The organism is Butyrivibrio sp. AE2005 (assembly GCF_000686965.1).
In the GTDB taxonomy this organism is placed as follows: Bacteria; Bacillota; Clostridia; order Lachnospirales; family Lachnospiraceae; genus Butyrivibrio; species Butyrivibrio hungatei_A.
In genome coordinates this window covers 140380-156584 of the sequence record NZ_KK366042.1, presented here as the reverse complement: position 1 = coordinate 156584, position 16205 = coordinate 140380, and the positions used below count along the sequence as shown (strand labels likewise).

Here is a 16205-nt window from a genome sequence, read left to right as displayed (position 1 = left end):
TTTTGTTACTTAGAATCAGCCCCAATTATTCTTATCTTTGAAGTTCTTCATCTTCTTTGCCCACTTTGATATTTCTTTTTTCTTGGCGTAATTTCGCACATTCTCTCGTCCCAGATTCCTATACAGTTCCAATCTTTCTTCAGACAGCTCTCCTCTTTCAATCGCTGCCCTCACCGCACATCCCGGCTCAGATTCATGTTTGCAATCGCTGAACTTGCACATGCATGAAAGCTCAAGAATATCTGAAAAAGTATTATCAATACCCTCCTCAGTCTTAGCCATTCCAATCTCTCGCATACCCGGAGTGTCGATTATCGAAACTCCGCTCGCAAGCTGAATAAGCTGTCTGTGCGTCGTTGTATGTCTTCCCTTTGAATCGGACTCTCTGATTTTTCCGGTCTTCATCACGTCATCACCAACTAAAGCATTTAGAAGCGTTGATTTTCCCGCTCCCGAGGAACCCAGAAGACATATTGTCTTTCCGGGGATGAGATATTCATTAAGCTCATCCAGCCCTATGTCATAAATCGCAGAAATAGCATGTACTCTGACTTTGTCGGATATGGATTTCACCTCTCGCACATACCTTCCAACATTACCGCACAGATCTGACTTGGTAAGCACTACAACAGGCACCGAGCCACCCTGCAGCACAACGCTGACATATCTCGCTATTCTGTTGTAGCTATAATCGTCATTTAACGATGTCACAATAAACGCATAATCTGCATTTGCAACCATATACTGCATAACACCTGTCTTTGCCTGATCGGGTCTTTGCAAAAAACTCGTTCTCTCACAGACAGATGTGATCACGGAATCACCTATCGGGTTGTAATTAAATGTGACATAATCTCCGACTACAGGGAGCTTTTCAGGATCCTCCCCGCGCAAATTACCTTTAAGCCTTGCAGTAACATCTTTTCCTTCAAAAATTATCGTATAATTGCTTCTTTCAACTTCCGAAATTCTTCCAGTAAATATATTATTATTCAATGTTTTGGTCTCCTTAATTCTTCTTAACTTATATTTTTTAAAAAGCCTGCACCTCCGTCCTAAAACGGCAAGCTCCTAACTTTCACACCTCCGTTCCCAGAGACTGCGTTCGTTACAGATATGAAGACCTTGTGCAAATTGAATATGCGCCTTGAATCAGGCAAAGATAGTATTTAGGAATAAAAAAGCCGCGACTCAAACAAGCCACGGTCGTAAACTCAAATATAAAAGATTCAATAAAAATCAAAAAGCACATACCGAGGTCATCATACTGTATTTAATTACAATCTCTGTTTTCATAACACGCATCAAATGTACCTCGCTTTCTTTAAGATTTTTTATTTCAATACAAAGTGTAGCAAAATACCTCTTTAAATGCAACGATATTTTTGCAAACCACCATTCTCATACAAAACGGATTGTAAAGCATTTTATTTTATCTTCAATATCCAATCTCTTTAAGCACCATATCCATCAGCTTTGCGTTAGACATCGAGAACTCCGGCGTTATAAATGGTACCGCCTCTCCGGCAACGCATTTGCTCATCTGCTGGATTTCCAGGAAATAGTTCTGCGGAATGCTGACTTTCCGCTCAATCTCTTTTCCCTGCGTAAATATCTTGTAGCTCACATCACCCTGCTGATTGTATTCAACATCAGAGATTATATGACCGTTGCTTCCGTGAATATACAATCTGTCGAGTCTTGCAGGCTTTTCTTTTCCCAGGATCATTCCCACGTTAAAAGAAGCTCTTGCTCCGTTGGCAAATCGAACTATCGCCGATGTCGAGATGTCCGCGCCATGCTCGTTATATTCCGCAACCGCTTTGACATATTCCGGATTTGAATCAATAAGCGAAAGGATCATAGTCGTACAGTAACATCCAAGGTCATACATCGCACCGCCGCCCATCTCCTTGTAGATTCTTATGTCATCTTCATAACCTTGTGTCAAAAAAGCTGTCTCGATATAATCAACATCGCCTATGACGCCGCTGAAGACATCTTTTTTAAGACTCTGAATATAAGGGCTGTGAAGATATGCATACGCTTCCATGAGATGCACGCCGTTTTCATTGGCGGTTTCAAACATCTCTTTTTCCTGCTCCTCATCGAGAGCAAGCGGTTTCTCGCAAAGAACATGCTTCCCGGCCTTCAGCGCCTTGATAACCCATTCACGATGTAGATGGTTTGGCAAAGGAACGTATACCGCCTGCACATCCTTATCGGCAAGCAGCTCCTCATAGCTTCCGTAAGCCTTCCGGAAACCAAATTTTTCCATGAATGACTCAGCCTTTTCTTTATCCCTTCCCGCAATCGCGTAAAGCTCACAGCTGTCTGCAAGCTGCATTCCGGGAATCGTGCATCCCCTTGCTATATTCGCAGTTCCAAGTACACCCCATTTGATATTTGCCATATAAATACCTCATCTTACTGTGCGTTTCGGATTCTTTTTCCACAAAATCCTCAGTAAATGCGGGATTCTGCGTTTTTTCCAAAAGAATGTTTTCCTGTTTACATGTGACGATCACACATATTATTTTAGCATATAAGAAGCACGTTTCCACGAAATATCATTGCATCGCTATAGAGTTATCGAGATCGGCGGTCATTCTTTTTCACTTATCAAAATGTCAGCCTCATCTGATTCCAGACTGCACCGCCGTGCGTAGACTTTTCACTTACACCCTCGTCTTTAAAACCAAATTTTGCATAGTAATGCACAAGTCTGTCTTTGCATGTAAGAACAAGTCCCTTCCTGCCCTGCTTTTTTGCATCTTCGATAGCTCTTTTTATAAGTTCTCCGGCGTATCCGTTTTTCCTATACTCAGGAATGGTATTAACTCCGAATATCATCTGCCAATCACCGTTTTCATCATGCAACGCGGCATTTTCATACATATCATCCGTAAGATCTTTTTGATTTGTGACAAATCCGTCCACAAAAGCTATAAGCAAATCCCCGTTAAACATAAGCCAGAAATGATCCGCGTAATGTTCAAGCCTTTCTTTAAACTCTGCCGCAGTCGCGGCTTCTGCCGGTGGAAAACACTCCGCTTCCACCTGAGCGATTGCATCAAGATCTTCTATTGTTGCTGTTCTTATGTACATGTTATGTTTTTTCTCCTTAGTATTTTTTGAACCATATGGTCTCTTGGGGATGAGGTTTGTGGTCCATTTTTTACCCAAAAAGATTAGTTGACAGATATCGCAATCCCGTGTCAGGAAAAATAGCAACTATTGTCTTATCTTTATTCTCTTCTCTTTTCGCAACCTGAGTAGCCGCATACAGAATTGCTCCGCTCGAAGCTCCGATCAATATACCGTCAGTCCTTGCTACTTCTCTTGCAGCTTCATAGGCCTGGCTTGTTTCAACAGGAAAACACTCATCATAATATCTATCATCAAGATTTGACGGCACAAATTCAGCAGGAATTCCTACAAAAGGATGTACTCCCGCAATTTCTTCCGGATTGGGATTATCTTTCGAAGGAATAGAATTTTCTCCGGGTTGAACAGCTATTACTTTTATATCAGGTCGCTTTTCTTTAAGATATTTACCAACTCCGGTAACTGTTCCCCCTGTTCCGACAGCAGCAACCACAATATCAACTGTTCCTTCACTGTCTTCCCATATCTCCGGCCCTGTTGTCTTATAGTGTATCTCAGGATTAGCCGGATTTGCATCTTGATTTACAAGAAAAACACTATCATCTTTTCCCAAAAATTTCTCATAAAAAGCTGCATATCCGGCAACATAATCATTATTATTTTCTTTAAGAGCCTTATCAACTTCCGAAACGTCACTCATGTTAGACACCTCGGTTCCGAACGCCCTCATTACCTTAAAACGTTCTTCACTCACTGTATCTTGCACGTAGATGTGCGTTTTATAACCTTTCACTGCCGCAATTGCCGAAAGTCCTATACCGGTATTCCCACTGGTTGCTTCCAATATAGTTCCGCCTTTTTTCAAACTGCCGTTTTTCTCAGCTTCCTCTATCATGCTGAGCGCAATCCTGTCTTTTATGCTCTGATTAGGGTTAAAAAACTCTATTTTTCCCAAAATATCCGCATCCAAACCATTCTTTTTTATATATCCGTTTAATCTAAGCAGTGGTGTATGCCCGATAAGTTCTGTTATAGATTCATAAATTTTTCCCATGATGTCCTCCTAAAACTGCACTTGGGATATATACTATACTCGACATAACCTCGTTAAGTATATCCCCATGGCTCGCACTAAGCTCGAAAATACCTCGCTAAGTGCTCTACACAAAAAGACCGAAGGTTATCCTATACAAATAACCTCCGGTCTTCCGGTCGCGCTAAGGAAATATTGATCAAAGCGTTCGTTCCCCGATGGCACACGGGATACGATATAGGCAAAAGCTTTCTGTAAGAGGATTTCTTTTATGATTTTATACACACAAACCGCCTTGATCAACGTTTCAACATATAACAATTGTTTTGTATGTAAATATGCTATCACAGTATTTCCGGGATGCATAATCAGTATAATTTATCGGTTGGTATAAGCTTTTCTTGTCACAGCTTAAACATAATCTATATTGGGAGTTTTTTACTCTTCAGCTTCAATAAATTTATGAAAACATCTTTTATAAGCTTCTTTAGTAGATTCACTAAGATTGCCGTTTTCATCAAGCTTAACATCTTCATAATGATGAACACCTTTTTTATCCACATAATCTACAAAAGGCTTAGGACCGTCAATCATTTCTCTATAATCATCACCATTTTCAGTAAGTTTAATTCCTATATATTTTTCACCTTTTTCACCCACAACATGTATATAACACGTTCCGTCTGTGAATTTATCGGTGATATCAACTGCCTTGTTCTGGTAATAAATCATAAACCTTCCGTCATCCGTTTTCTCATAAGAAACATTATCACTTTCATACTCTATCAATTCATCTTCTTCCAACGGCGTATTATCCCCATGCCTTACAGAGACATCTTCCTGCACTTCTTCGCCATTCTCATTAACATATGTTTTTACATAATTATTCTTTTCTTCATCGAACTCATATGAAACATCAGTCTTATTACCGTGAACCCACATTTGAACCGTCTTCTTGATTCCGCCTAAATCAGCTGCATACGCAGTACCCGAACCTACCAAAACCACAAGCATAGCTACTGCCGCCACCAAAAGATTTCTATGTGTATTTTCTCTCTTAATTCTGTTCATTCTTTTTTCCTCCAAAGTAAAGTCGCAGGAGGACTTAAGTACCGAAAAAGCCTTTTTATAATTTTCTTTATTGCTCATCTTCCCATCCCTCCTTAAGTGAATCTTTTAATTTGGCACGTCCGCGCGATAGCCTTACTTTAACGCTGCTCTCTGTCAGCTTAAGTATCTTTGCTATCTCTTTTATGCTGTAATCCTCATAGTAGAAAAGATGGATCACAACACGATATTTCTCAGGCAATTTCATAACTTCCGCAAAAAGATCTCTACTTTCAGGTGTTTCAAATGTAAGCGTTTCTATATATTCTTCCAACGTGGTTTCATTTTTTCTTCTGAATGAAAGCTGAATATTTTTTGCTTTATTGATTGCCACCCTTAGTATCCAGTATCGGATGTGCTTTTCGTCATCAAATTCTTTTTTTGTCATGTAATATTGTAAAAATGTATCCTGAACCACATCTTCTGCATCTGCTGCACTCTTGCATATGTTAAACGCCGCGGCGTATATGTTGTCCTTGTACATTTCTACCAATTCCTGTACAGGTATTCTCATTAACTACTCCTTTATAAAGCCTTATATAAATAATACAATCGGGTGGCATAAAAGGTTACAAAAAAACTGCAGAAATTTTTTTAATCATAAATTTCCGCAGTATATCCGCCAAAACAAGTCCCCGTGGTCTCTTGGGGACGGGGATTGAGGACCATTTTTTGTCTTTTGAGTTTTTCTGTCGTAGTCGGCATATGCATTTCAATCCAATAATCCTCTTGTTTTTCTATTCAGTTGCAATTGGCATATTCATTTTAATCCTATTATCTTCTTAATCTGTTTTTCTGTCGCAATAGGATAGGTTTCGTTCATATATTTCATGATTCTATCTGCAGATTCCTGCGGCGTTTCGCCGTACGCCTTAGTCACATGCTTATATCCCCACAAATGCTCAGGCGTGCAGTATATCGCGATTGGCCAACCATACTCTTCGCCAAGTTTGTTCTTGCGCTGCCTGAAGTCACGAACGCAAAGATAAGTCTGCATCTGAAGTCCTGTTATCGTGCCGTCGAAATTCTTTTCTCCGCCCTTGCCAAAGCCGGCTTGCGCCTTAAGTTCATTGGAATAATATTCTGCATCTTCATTTTCTTCAGCAAAAAGATTCATAATCTTGCGCTGCTTCGCCGATGCCTTGCCATCTTCCCAGAGCGCATCAAAGTCATAGCCGTCCCTGCGGACATTCACAAAATACGGAAGCCATTTCTCAGAGATAAATCCCGCCTTTTTATCAAAGAACTTCCCATAGGCAACCTTACCGCTCCGCGCTATAAGCTCTCTCCATTCCCACGGATCGACCTTCAGATCGCCGCACCACCAATACTTCGGCACAGTCCTTTCTTCAATCGAAAAGCCCGGAATCTCATTTTTAAACAAAGGCAAAAAACCTACCTCATTTATGTAATCAATCGCCTCTTCCACGCTGTGAAGGCACTCAGGATCATTCCATGATACGCCGTACATTATCCATGTTCCGTTTTCGTTTGGCATAGATTGTCCTCCTTTTGCTCCACTATGCTTCGCATATTAGCTAACTTTTCACATAAATTTACAGCTACTTTTGTGTCCACATGTCGAATTCGTTGTTTGAAATCCTGCCAAAATGCTTTTTGGCAATGTCCACTTCTTGGGGGCCATTTTATTTTTTCACCGCACATCTCCTTCACGGGTTATCCATACGGTGCACTTCTTCATTTTTGCACCACACAGTCCCTTCTCAGGTTATCCGTACGGTGCACTTCTTCATTTTTGCACCGCACAGTTCCTTCACAAACTATCTATACTTACTCTGCGCATATATCATGTTACTCTCAGCCCCGTCTCTCATGCAATTCTTACCTGTGATTCCCTCAATCATCCATCGGTCAGCTACTTCATATACGCGCCTCGTCTATCACAATTCCTTAGTATAGTAATATCTCGCTCCCGTTATCGGGTACTCCTTTAACGCAAAGACTTCCTTATATCCATGCTTCACATAAAACGCAGGCGCCTGAAAAGAAAATGTATCAACGAAAGAATACTTGCAGCCGCGCTTCTTAGCCTCTTCCTCAGCAGCCTTAAGCAGCTTGCTCCCGATGCCTTGCCCTCTTAAGCTCTCATCCACAACCAGGTACTTGATACATAGCCAGTTTCCAAAAGTCTCGCCTGTAAGTCCCGCAAGTTTCCTACCGCTCTCATCATCATAGTAAACGCCGACCGGATCTACATCCGAGGTTTCAAGCTTACTTAAATTATACGCCTTAAGCATCTCAAAGACATCCGCAATATCCTGCTCGTTTCCATCATTTGTTATTCTTATCTTCATCTTTATCCCTTCTATTCTATTATAATAGGTCAAAAAAGACGAAGTCATGATCTATTTTTATCAAAATAGGCCACTAACCCCGTCCCCAAGAGACCACTTCACGCAAGTGCCAACCTTGCAGCCTCGGTTGCATGAATGATTGTCGTATCATATGTCGGAAGAACACTGTCCTCCTCTTTGATCAGCATACCGATCTCGGTGCAGCCAAGGATAACGCCCTCTGCGCCGCGATCCTTCATATATGAAATAATCCTCTGATATTCCTTACGCGAAGAATCAAGCACTTTTCCAAGACAAAGTTCATCAAAAATAACACTGTTTACAAGCTCGATATCTTCTTCATCGGGAATCATTATCTCAAGTCCCGCTTTAACAAGTCTGTCCTTAATAAAATCCTGCGTCATTGTAAACTTAGTTCCAAGAAGCGCAATCTTCTTGTGCCCGTCGCGCTTTATCGCATCGGCGGTGGCATCGGAAATATGAAGAATCGGAACATTTATCTTTTCCTCAATCTGCGGAACAAGCTTGTGCATTGTATTGGTAGCGATCACGATAAAATCAGCCCCCGCCTTCTCAAGCCTCACTGCCGCATCGGTAAGAATCTGCGCATTGCCGTCCCAGTTGCCCTTACTCATATTTTCCTCAAGCTCGGCAAAATCAACGTTGTACATCATGATCTTGGAACTGTGGAATCCGCCAAGTTTCGCCACCGTTTCCTTATTAAGAATCTCATAATAAGTAATCGTGCTCTCCCAGCTCATTCCTCCGATAAGTCCGATAGTCTTCATAATTTCTTCCTCCTCCATAACCTTTAATCCGCTATTCTCTCCTCAACAAACACCCCTGTTAGTCTCGGCACATTGAATCTGCTTGTGAAAAGCTCGCATTTGCACAGGAATGAGAAAAAGATATGTCTCCCCTGTTTACACATTGATTCATAGTTTCCAAGCCCTTTTGCAAGAATGATCTCCGCGCTGTCTATAGCCTTTTTCGCCTCATCAGACAGCATATGATAAATTGTTCCCGCCGCAGAATTGCCGTTTGGGATAATCCTGTATTTTTTGCTGAGTCCGACATATTCGGCATCTTCAAGTGTTACGTCGTTAAGCACATCAGCGCCTCTTACCATAACTGCCACTTCAAGCTGCGGATACTTTTTTACAAGCTGCTCAAGAAACAGCTTATCCAGCACGATCTCTCCACAATTATCAGCAACCAAAAGGAACTTCTTTGCAGTCTCACACTGTGCAAAAAGTGACTTGATATCAGCCTCATCCTCGCTTCTCATCTTCGGATCATCGAACAAAGCAAAAAATGTATTCTCATCAACATTGTTCATCGCACCAAAGTCTATATAATTTCCGATTCTCGCAAAAACGAGCGCCTTAAAAAGCGGATCTTCCGAGCTCTCTATCTTCTTTCTAAGGTCATCTTCCATGGACATCACAAGGTCGTTGTACTTTCTCTTCACATCCTTATAGGAAGCCTTTTTACCAAAGCGTCCCTCATAAACACTGTTAATTCTATATACAAGATACGGCGCCGTATCATCTTCATCTCTTCCGTCTATTATCGCCTTTATCTCAGCAAGATAATCCTTATCATCCGTAAGATTCTTTTGCTGGTTAAAAAGACATTCCGCACAACTTTCACTTACTCGCATTCAACTCTCCTTTATCGCATGTAAAATAGACCACTAACCCCGTCCCCAAAGGGCCATCGGTAGCCATACCTCTTAGAGCTTCTTATACATTGTTATCTCGTCAACACTCTTGCCGCAATCAAGCCTGAACGCATCGGGAAGGCATCCCCACTCGGTAAAGCCCATCTTCTTATATAAAGAGTGCGCCGGTTCATTGTCAGAAAACACTCCGAGCTCCATGAGCTCATAGCCCGATTCCTTGGCGAATTCGATCGCACGGTTCACAAGTATATTTCCAAGTCCCATTCCGCGGTACTCTTTTCTGATAGCGATTCCCATGCTGCAACGGTGAGCCACTTTCCTGTGAATCGCTCCGCTACTGTAAACCGCAACATTTCCTATTATCTTCTCCCCGTCAAAAACAGAGATCATAGCCTGACGATCGTCATCCGCAAGTTTTTTAAGTCTGGCTTTCTCAGCCTCCACTCCCGCTTCATCCCGCTTAACTTCATCGCCGTACCTGGTCATATAATGTGTATCACTTGAAACCTGATACATTAAATCCAAGTATTCCACTACGTTGTCAGGTCCTATTGATGTCATCTTGTATTCTTTGCCATTCTTGCAAGTAATTTTCTCAGGTTCCATGTACATATTTATACCTCTTTTCTATATGAATCTATTTACGCCCTTTATTTTATAAACGAAAGGCTGTTCATTACCGTCCTGCCGGCTCCGGAAGAAAGTCCCATTCTGGCAAAAGAAAGAGCCGCCAGAAACAGCAGATTATATCCCGTAAACACAAGAATGTACTTATTCTTGTTCGCATCTTTGGTATTGCAATAGAGCTTAAAAGAGATAAGGCTCGCCATTGACGCGATAAGTGTTCCAAGTCCGCCGAAATTCGTTCCTACTATCAGCTTTTCATAGTTTCCCGTAAATCCGGATAAAAGAATCGCCGCAGGGACATTACTTATAACCTGACTGAGCGCAACGGAAAGCACTACTTCATTTCCGTTAACGGCGGATAAAAGAGCATTTGAAAAAGCCGGAATCCTCTTCATATTTCCGATAAAGACAAAAAGAAAAACAAACGTAAATAGCAAGGAATAATCAGGCTTTGAAAGCGTCTTTGCATCAAATATAAGTACAAGTGCAAGTACTGAGGCAAGTGCTATTTCATAAGGAACAACTCTTACGACAACCAGAATCGCAAATACGAAAGTAAGCGCGTACAATGCGATCAATCTCTTTTCCTTACCGGTTCTCATATAACTGTTTTTCCCGCTCTTCTCTATACCCGACCTGTCAGCCTTAAAATAGATGACCGCAGCAAGGAGTGCAAACGCGAACACCGAATAAGGAAGCATACATCCCAAAAACTCTTTAAGAGACATTCCCGCCTTTGAATAAAGATAGAGATTCTGCGGATTTCCTATCGGCAAAAGCATGCTTCCAAGGTTAGCCGCAATTGTCTCAAGAACTACCGTAATAATAAGCATATCGGTACGTCCCGCGATCTCAAGGGATATTATCGTAAACGGCACGAAAGTTATAAGCGCCACATCATTTGTAATTACCATTGCGGAGAAAAAAGAAAGTGCAACAAGAATCGCTATCATCTCTCTTGTATCCTTCGCCTTGCAGACAAGATACTCTCCCGCCTGCTTGAAAACTCCGAACTTCCGGAGCCCTGCCATCGTAAGCATTAGCATAAGAAGAATACTCAGCGTCCTAAAATCTATATACCCTATATATTCCGCATCGGGACGGATAAAACAACTTGAAACAACCGCCAGTACAAAAGAAATTGTGAGTACAGCTTCTTTTTTTATAAACTTACAAATCTTACTAAACATCTCAGATCTCCAAAAACAAAAAATTTAAAGTACATTATAGGTCAGTGTCCTCTTATATGCAAGATAAAACCTGATTTAGCAGGTCATGTATTATTATTTATTTTTCAACGATAAATGCTTGATAAAATAAAATGTTGTGGTAAAATTAAGAAAGAATTAATGTTTTGAGGAGAGAGTTTTTTATGAAGAAAAGAATAATTGGCGTGCTACTTAGCATGTGCATTGGAGTTATGGCAATGGGTTGTTCGCTTGACGATCTTAAAGAGCTCCAGAATTTGGAAGATGTTAACGATCTTGAGATAGAAACAGTTGATGATTCTGAGGTAAAAGCACCAAGTGATATTCAGACAGAGGACGGCGAGTCTGTATCTGTTGCACAGGAAAGCAACGGAGAAGATCCTTTCAAGAACAGCGATCTTGTAAAGAACGGAAGTGCAACTCCCGTAACCGAGGACGGTTTCTATACCGCTACTCTTCAATCATCGGGTCAGAACCGTGCCGGAAATCCTAACGAAGACGGAAATGTTTCATGTATAGCCTATGATACAGCACTTACAAACAGTGAGTTACTTATTAAAGGTGTATATGGCTACAGCAGTGTTGAGGGCGGCGAGATGGAATCAAACTCAGATGATGATTCATTCTCATTCAAGGTTGATGCTAACACAAAGTTCACTATGCTCGGCGGAGTGGACGGTCCCGAAGAGGTTCCTTTGGATAGTTTCAAACAGGTCCTTTCAAGCTGTGCCGATTCAGAGCTCATACTTATGGTAACTGTTGAAGGTGGCGTTGCTAAGTCAGTTTCAATCAGCTCATAATAATATCGTTTTTCAGAATCCTTATGGACATTTAGTTGTCCATGAGGATTTTTTTTACATATTATTCCTTAAAAATGTCCTCCCCTTCATCTGTTGATTTTTAAAAAACTAGTGATAAAATTAAGAAAGATTTAATATTTGAGGAGAAATAAGTTATGAAGAGAAAAGTACTGATTATGCTCTTTTGCATGTGCATTGGAGCATTTTCAATGGGCTGTTCGTCAGACGTTTTCGATCAGGTTAGCGAGGAAGTTACAGGACTTATAGATGGATCAAATTCTGATGACGAGGATGTTGAAGACCTTGATGTAGAGGAAGAAGCTGCGGACACTTCCAAGGAATCTTCTCCAAAAGCCGAAGGAAAACTTAAGAAGGATGCAGTTGAGACAATTACCGACGGAATTTATTCCTCATATCTCATCGCATCAAAGAAAGATGAGGCCGGTGTTCCTGATGAGACAGGCGCTCAGCAAAAAATAGTTTACGCATCAGAACTTTCAGATGATGTATTCTGTATCGCAGGTAGCTACGGTTACCGCCAAAATGCATCACAGGATGTTATTTCCGTTTCAGAAGACGGTATATTTTCTTTCGCTGTCGATAAAAATACAAACTACGAGCTCCAAGGCGGAGATGGCGGACCGAAAGTACAGACGGCCGATGAATTCAAGAAGCAACTCGCCGATCTTGCAGATTCAGAACTTTACTTAGAGATCACGGTTGAGAACGGCGTTGCAACAAATATAGCAATTAGCACTTAACCCTAAAATAAAAATGTACAATTAAAACCCTACAAGTGATCAGCTTGTAGGGTTTAATCTTTATTCAATAGGAAATCCGGAGAAATTTCCTATTAAATAAATTTGTTTTAAATTAGGGTAAGTAAGATAAATATTTGTCTTCGCTGTATTCGCAAAGACAAATATATACAATTTAGGATTTAACGTACAAATTGTACATATCTGTCCTCACGATTACAGTGCTATCTATGTAATTATGTCATTATTTTTTTATTCTATAAACCGTTATGTCGCTTGTAAGATCTGACGGATCGTAAGGAACAGTTCCGTTTTCATCAAGAAACAGATTTTCCTTCGATGTCTCAAAAATTACATTAGTTCCCTTCTTGACTTTATAGTCGCATTCCTTCTTTACAGGATTTCCGTTTCCATATACAAAATGTATATTTCTGGAATCCTCATCCGAAGCTGCGAGATCTTCATCAAGAACATTCTTCAAAGCTGTAAACATTTCCGGCATACCGGTTCCAAGTTTCACTTCATAATAACGAGTATCAATAACTCCTCCCAAAACATTTGCGGAAGTGATCGCAGCTCTTTTTAATACCTTAGTCTCCTCGTCAAAGACCATTCCCCATTTTGTGGTCTTCTCCTTAAGTTCCTTATTATCGAGCGCCTCCTCATTTGAATAATCTATTATTCTCTCTATCTCAAAATACACTTCTCCATTTCCCTTAAGGCAACGCCCGATCGGCATTTCATCATTCTTCGCATAAACATTTTCTGCAACGTTCGCCATTCTGCAATCCGGCGAAGAATAAAGCTCGATCATTATTCCGGTCTCTTCCTTATTATCTGAGTTCATATAGCTCGGACGACTTACCGCCCTGACATTATCTTTGACAATAAAGGAATCTCCCGGCTCATTTTTGTTCGCACTGTACTCCTTTGAATACCAATAATTGTTGGTGTAAAGAGGTTGTGAAGCTCCATCCTCATAGCTGGAGCTCACTATCTCAATACTTTCATACTCCTCAATAAGCTTTGCGACATCATTAGCGCTCCAAAACTCTTCAGCATTATAATCCGCAGGAGTCATCCCCTCGACTCCCAGGAAGCTTTCGAAATCTACTGCGCTTAAAGCATTATCATATGTGCTACTATCATTCCCCTCCTTTGAATAATCGCCTGCACTGCTTACATCAACAATTTTGTTATCTATAGCCTCATCTGTCCCCCCGGGCATATTACCATCTAATGAGCAACCTACAAAAAGTACGGCAGGTATCATTAGTAAAAAAAATAAATTACCGGCTATGGCTTCCGTATTACTAAATTTCATAGAAGTCATCCCTCACTTTTCTCGTTGCAGATAAGTACCGAATCTGCTGCGTTCTGTGTGTCACCACACGCCATCTCGATGCTCTTAACGTCATCCCCAAAAGACAATTTATAATAGTAATCCCCATCAGAATTCTTTTTACAAAAAGAAATAGTACTTTGGGTATAATCAACAACATCTTTATCTGTCATTATGTCGCCACCTGAAATAGCTACCACCCATGATGCTCCCGGTAAAACATAATCTGTTTCATTTGCTCTTTCGATCATGACCGCTGCCCCCCGTCTTGAATCAAATATCCATGAGCCCTCAAATTTCTCAAAAACTGTTTCAAGATCGTCAGCAATCTTATCGCTCTTAATAGCCTTACCGTTTTCATCTACTACTACAGGTTTATCTTCAACTATAGGATTAATTTCAACATCGTTAACGCTTAACTCTTTTTCTGATCCGCATCCCATACACCCTGATGCAACGACCAGACACATTACCATAACTATTAGGCTTTTTCTCATAATTAACTCCTCTTTTTATAAAAACTAGCTTAACATTTTCTTACAAGTATTCAGCCTTGGTAGTTATTATTATAGAGCACTCGCCCTACTTTTGCAACATAAAAGTTAAATTTGTTGTAATTATTTGTTATAAATGAGTTTACATAGCAAAAACTCCTCTACCCATCACCCCCGTCAGAGAGTTGATGGATAAAGGAGTTTTCCCTAATATTCTTTCTTTATAAATTTGTATAGCCCATCAAATATTCGTCCACTTCTTTAGCACAGCTTCGTCCTTCATAGACCGCCCAAACAACGAGCGACTGTCCACGGTGCATATCACCTGCGCAAAAGAGCTTTGTATTCGGTACATGATAGCTGTCAGCCTCTGTAACAACCGTTCCGCGCTGACTCTTCTTAAGCCCGAATTCATCTGCCGAATAGTCTTCACAACCGATGAATCCTGCAGCTATAAGAAGGATATCACACTTAAGGGTTTTCTCGGATCCCGGAACTTCTGTTAACTTACCGTCCTTGAAAGTAACCTTAACAGTTTCGATCTTCTTGATATTTCCCTTGCTGTCGGTTGTAACATTCTTTACCGTTGTCTCATAGACTCTCGGATCCTCACCGAAAACATGGATTGCTTCCTCGTGACCGTAATCAGTCTTAAGAACCTTGGGCCATTCGGGCCATGGATTGGAAGCAGCTCTGTTAACAGGAGGCTTAGGCATCATCTCAAGAGCGGTAACACTCTTTGCTCCGTGTCTTATAACCGTTCCGATACAGTCGTTACCTGTATCGCCACCACCTACGATAACAACATTCTTGCCCTTTGCATCTATAAATCCGCCGTGCTTTGAAAGAGTCTGTGCACTCTTATCAGAGCACTGCATAAGTGCCTTTGTTGTCTGTGTAAGGAAATCAACGGCATTGTAAACACCCTTGATCTTCTCGGGGTCTGCTACATTAAGAGGTCTTGGTTTCTTTGAACCGCAGCAAAGAACCACCGCATCGAATTTCTCATTAAGGCTTGCCGCACTCACATTTTTCCCAACGTCTGAATTTGTATGGAATACAACGCCCTCTTCCTCCATGAGCTTTCTACGTCTCTTTATAATGCTCTTATCAAGTTTCATGTTAGGGATACCATACATGAGAAGTCCGCCGATCTCATCTTCTCTCTCGAAGACCTCAACATTATGTCCTCTGTGGTTAAGCTCATCGGCAACGGCAAGTCCCGAAGGGCCGCTTCCGATTACAGCAACTTTCTTGCCGCTCCTTATTTCAGGAACAACGGGCTTGATATAGCCCTTTTCAAAAGCTGTTTCTATTAAGTACAGCTCATTGTCGTGAACCGTTACGGCATCACCGTTCTGGCCGCACATACATGCCTTCTCGCAAAGTGCGGGACAAACTCTTCCCGTAAACTCAGGGAAGTTACTTGTCTTATGAAGTCTTGCAAAAGCATGTCCGTCGTGTCCTCTGTAAATCTCATCATTCCACTCCGGGATGAGGTTGTGGAGGGGACATCCCGTTACCATTCCTCCAAGATTCATTGCCGACTGACAGAAAGGAACTCCGCAGTTCATGCATCTTGCTGCCTGCTCTCTTCTCTCCTTAACATCCAGAGGAGCATGAAACTCCTCGAAGTTAAGAATTCTGTCTTCAGGCAGGATATCTTTATTATTTGTTCTTGTATATTCAAGAAAGCCTGTTTCTTTTCCCATTTTACATCTCCTATATC

Annotated in this window: 17 protein-coding genes; 2 read left to right on the top strand and 15 right to left on the bottom strand. The window is 41.1% G+C overall.

The genetic code is table 11. The annotated features are described in order from the left end of the window. Positions 1 to 15 precede the first annotated feature (15 nt). The 12 genes from rsgA to DL92_RS19695 form a co-directional block, all read right to left on the bottom strand. Positions 16 to 996 carry a ribosome small subunit-dependent GTPase A gene (rsgA, locus tag DL92_RS0115595; protein ID WP_051625390.1) on the bottom strand — a complete coding sequence of 327 codons (981 nt, stop codon included), beginning with the start codon at positions 994 to 996 and terminating at the stop codon, positions 16 to 18. A gap of 442 nt (positions 997 to 1438) precedes the next feature. Then, positions 1439 to 2413, bottom strand: coding sequence for a Gfo/Idh/MocA family protein (locus DL92_RS0115590; RefSeq protein ID WP_026668236.1), 975 nt, complete (start codon positions 2411 to 2413; stop codon positions 1439 to 1441). 209 nt (positions 2414 to 2622) lie between these two features. Beyond that, positions 2623 to 3108 (bottom strand): GNAT family N-acetyltransferase, encoded by a 486-nt coding sequence (locus DL92_RS0115585; protein WP_026668235.1) that lies wholly within the window; start codon positions 3106 to 3108, stop codon positions 2623 to 2625. Between the two features lie 70 nt (positions 3109 to 3178). Next, on the bottom strand, positions 3179 to 4162 hold the full coding sequence (locus DL92_RS0115580) for a PLP-dependent cysteine synthase family protein (protein WP_026668234.1): 984 nt from the start codon (positions 4160 to 4162) through the stop codon (positions 3179 to 3181). A gap of 417 nt (positions 4163 to 4579) precedes the next feature. Continuing rightward, positions 4580 to 5290, bottom strand: a complete 711-nt coding sequence (locus tag DL92_RS0115575; protein WP_026668233.1) for a hypothetical protein — start codon at positions 5288 to 5290, stop codon at positions 4580 to 4582. After that, positions 5280 to 5762 (bottom strand): RNA polymerase sigma factor, encoded by a 483-nt coding sequence (locus DL92_RS0115570; RefSeq protein WP_026668232.1) that lies wholly within the window; start codon positions 5760 to 5762, stop codon positions 5280 to 5282. Before DL92_RS0115570 ends, DL92_RS0115575 begins: the two co-directional genes overlap by 11 nt. Positions 5763 to 6008: 246 nt before the next feature. After that, on the bottom strand, positions 6009 to 6746 hold the full coding sequence (locus DL92_RS0115565) for an AlkZ-related protein (protein ID WP_026668231.1): 738 nt from the start codon (positions 6744 to 6746) through the stop codon (positions 6009 to 6011). A gap of 403 nt (positions 6747 to 7149) precedes the next feature. After that, entirely contained in the window at positions 7150 to 7569 is a 420-nt protein-coding gene (locus DL92_RS0115560; RefSeq protein WP_420314843.1) for a GNAT family N-acetyltransferase, read from the bottom strand. Between the two features lie 92 nt (positions 7570 to 7661). Further along, positions 7662 to 8351 (bottom strand): aspartate/glutamate racemase family protein, encoded by a 690-nt coding sequence (locus tag DL92_RS0115555; protein ID WP_026654217.1) that lies wholly within the window; start codon positions 8349 to 8351, stop codon positions 7662 to 7664. Positions 8352 to 8374: 23 nt separating this feature from the next. Further along, positions 8375 to 9226, bottom strand: a complete 852-nt coding sequence (locus tag DL92_RS0115550) for a damage-control phosphatase ARMT1 family protein (protein WP_026668229.1) — start codon at positions 9224 to 9226, stop codon at positions 8375 to 8377. Between the two features lie 72 nt (positions 9227 to 9298). Beyond that, positions 9299 to 9859: a GNAT family N-acetyltransferase gene (locus tag DL92_RS20510; RefSeq protein WP_051199054.1), complete on the bottom strand. Its 561-nt coding sequence runs from the start codon at positions 9857 to 9859 to the stop codon at positions 9299 to 9301. Between the two features lie 38 nt (positions 9860 to 9897). Next, entirely contained in the window at positions 9898 to 11064 is a 1167-nt protein-coding gene (locus tag DL92_RS19695; protein ID WP_081670578.1) for an SLC13 family permease, read from the bottom strand. A gap of 182 nt (positions 11065 to 11246) precedes the next feature. Between DL92_RS19695 and DL92_RS0115535 the strand changes: the two genes are divergently transcribed. After that, positions 11247 to 11882, top strand: a complete 636-nt coding sequence (locus DL92_RS0115535; RefSeq protein ID WP_026654215.1) for a hypothetical protein — start codon at positions 11247 to 11249, stop codon at positions 11880 to 11882. 155 nt (positions 11883 to 12037) lie between these two features. Continuing rightward, positions 12038 to 12643, top strand: a complete 606-nt coding sequence (locus tag DL92_RS0115530) for a hypothetical protein (protein ID WP_026668228.1) — start codon at positions 12038 to 12040, stop codon at positions 12641 to 12643. Between the two features lie 241 nt (positions 12644 to 12884). Here the strand turns inward: DL92_RS0115530 and DL92_RS0115525 are convergent, their stop codons facing one another. From DL92_RS0115525 to DL92_RS0115515, 3 genes are all read right to left on the bottom strand, one after another. Next, a complete protein-coding gene (locus DL92_RS0115525; RefSeq protein ID WP_155841200.1) occupies positions 12885 to 13964 on the bottom strand; it encodes a hypothetical protein in 1080 nt (359 codons plus the stop codon). A 5-nt stretch (positions 13965 to 13969) separates the two neighbouring features. After that, entirely contained in the window at positions 13970 to 14479 is a 510-nt protein-coding gene (locus DL92_RS0115520; RefSeq protein ID WP_026654212.1) for a hypothetical protein, read from the bottom strand. 218 nt (positions 14480 to 14697) lie between these two features. Then, positions 14698 to 16188 carry a glutamate synthase subunit beta gene (locus tag DL92_RS0115515; protein WP_026668226.1) on the bottom strand — a complete coding sequence of 497 codons (1491 nt, stop codon included), beginning with the start codon at positions 16186 to 16188 and terminating at the stop codon, positions 14698 to 14700. Positions 16189 to 16205: the final 17 nt, after the last annotated feature.

Coding starts and splice junctions, on each gene's coding strand:
- DL92_RS0115590 (WP_026668236.1), bottom strand. CDS start 2,413: ATGGCAAATATCAAATGGGGTGTACTTGGAACTGCGAATATAGCAAGG.
- DL92_RS0115585 (WP_026668235.1), bottom strand. CDS start 3,108: ATGTACATAAGAACAGCAACAATAGAAGATCTTGATGCAATCGCTCAG.
- DL92_RS0115580 (WP_026668234.1), bottom strand. CDS start 4,162: ATGGGAAAAATTTATGAATCTATAACAGAACTTATCGGGCATACACCA.
- DL92_RS0115575 (WP_026668233.1), bottom strand. CDS start 5,290: ATGAGCAATAAAGAAAATTATAAAAAGGCTTTTTCGGTACTTAAGTCC.
- DL92_RS0115570 (WP_026668232.1), bottom strand. CDS start 5,762: ATGAGAATACCTGTACAGGAATTGGTAGAAATGTACAAGGACAACATA.
- DL92_RS0115565 (WP_026668231.1), bottom strand. CDS start 6,746: ATGCCAAACGAAAACGGAACATGGATAATGTACGGCGTATCATGGAAT.
- DL92_RS0115555 (WP_026654217.1), bottom strand. CDS start 8,351: ATGAAGACTATCGGACTTATCGGAGGAATGAGCTGGGAGAGCACGATT.
- DL92_RS0115550 (WP_026668229.1), bottom strand. CDS start 9,226: ATGCGAGTAAGTGAAAGTTGTGCGGAATGTCTTTTTAACCAGCAAAAG.
- DL92_RS20510 (WP_051199054.1), bottom strand. CDS start 9,859: ATGTACATGGAACCTGAGAAAATTACTTGCAAGAATGGCAAAGAATAC.
- DL92_RS19695 (WP_081670578.1), bottom strand. CDS start 11,064: ATGTTTAGTAAGATTTGTAAGTTTATAAAAAAAGAAGCTGTACTCACA.
- DL92_RS0115535 (WP_026654215.1), top strand. CDS start 11,247: ATGAAGAAAAGAATAATTGGCGTGCTACTTAGCATGTGCATTGGAGTT.
- DL92_RS0115530 (WP_026668228.1), top strand. CDS start 12,038: ATGAAGAGAAAAGTACTGATTATGCTCTTTTGCATGTGCATTGGAGCA.
- DL92_RS0115525 (WP_155841200.1), bottom strand. CDS start 13,964: ATGAAATTTAGTAATACGGAAGCCATAGCCGGTAATTTATTTTTTTTA.
- DL92_RS0115520 (WP_026654212.1), bottom strand. CDS start 14,479: ATGAGAAAAAGCCTAATAGTTATGGTAATGTGTCTGGTCGTTGCATCA.
- DL92_RS0115515 (WP_026668226.1), bottom strand. CDS start 16,188: ATGGGAAAAGAAACAGGCTTTCTTGAATATACAAGAACAAATAATAAA.